This window comes from Caldisalinibacter kiritimatiensis (assembly GCF_000387765.1).
In the GTDB taxonomy this organism is placed as follows: Bacteria; Bacillota; Clostridia; order Tissierellales; family Caldisalinibacteraceae; genus Caldisalinibacter; species Caldisalinibacter kiritimatiensis.
The window spans coordinates 1-822 of record NZ_ARZA01000238.1; the positions used below are offsets into that span (position 1 = coordinate 1).

Consider the following 822-nt stretch of genomic DNA (forward strand, 5'->3'; position numbering starts at 1 on the left):
GAACCACCGACCTCACGCTTATCAGGCGTGCGCTCTAACCGACTGAGCTATAAGCCCCTATATGGTCGGGGTGGCAGGATTTGAACCCACGACCCTCTGGTCCCAAACCAGATGCGCTACCAAACTGCGCTACACCCCGATATCATGGTGGGCCCTCAGGGACTCGAACCCCGGACCTGCCGGTTATGAGCCGGACGCTCTAACCAACTGAGCTAAGGGCCCTCGATACTGGCGGAGAAGGAGGGATTTGAACCCTCGCGCCCCGTTAAAGGGACCTACTCCCTTAGCAGGGGAGCCTCTTCAGCCACTTGAGTACTTCTCCTTATTGTTGTGGCGGAGGGGGTGGGATTTGAACCCACGGCCCGCGAAAACGGGTCACTGGTTTTCAAGACCAGCTCCTTAAGCCACTCGGACACCCCTCCAAGTGATGGTGACCCATCGGCGACTCGAACGCCGGACACCCTGATTAAAAGTCAGGTGCTCTACCAACTGAGCTAATGGGTCATGTTTGGCTGGGGTGGCAGGACTCGAACCTGCGCATGACGGAGTCAAAGTCCGCTGCCTTACCGACTTGGCTACACCCCATCGAATGGTGCGCCTAGGAGGATTCGAACCCCCGACACACGGATTAGAAGTCCGTTGCTCTATCCAGCTGAGCTATAGGCGCAGAAAAATCAATTATAAATTTTAAATGCTAAATTCTAAATTGAAAATCTTTTTATTTAATATTTATAATCTGTAATTTAAAATTATCAGCAAATCTGATTAAGTGGAGCGGGTGAAGGGAATCGAACCCTCGCAACTGGCTTGGAAGGCCAGGGC

The 822-nt window shown here is 52.7% G+C and carries 7 tRNA genes; all 7 read right to left on the reverse strand.

Annotated elements, in window-relative coordinates:
* Nucleotides 1-62 precede the first annotated feature (62 nt).
* Nucleotides 63-139 (reverse strand) — tRNA-Pro (locus L21TH_RS10835).
* 6 nt (nt 140-145) lie between these two features.
* Nucleotides 146-222: transfer RNA gene (locus L21TH_RS10840), tRNA-Ile, on the reverse strand.
* 7 nt (nt 223-229) lie between these two features.
* Nucleotides 230-322 (reverse strand) — tRNA-Ser (locus tag L21TH_RS10845).
* 9 nt (nt 323-331) lie between these two features.
* A tRNA-Ser gene (locus L21TH_RS10850) sits at nt 332-422 on the reverse strand.
* Nucleotides 423-428: 6 nt separating this feature from the next.
* Nucleotides 429-504: transfer RNA gene (locus L21TH_RS10855), tRNA-Lys, on the reverse strand.
* 5 nt (nt 505-509) lie between these two features.
* Nucleotides 510-585, reverse strand: a tRNA-Gln gene (locus L21TH_RS10860).
* Between the two features lie 5 nt (nt 586-590).
* Nucleotides 591-667 (reverse strand) — tRNA-Arg (locus L21TH_RS10865).
* Nucleotides 668-822: the final 155 nt, after the last annotated feature.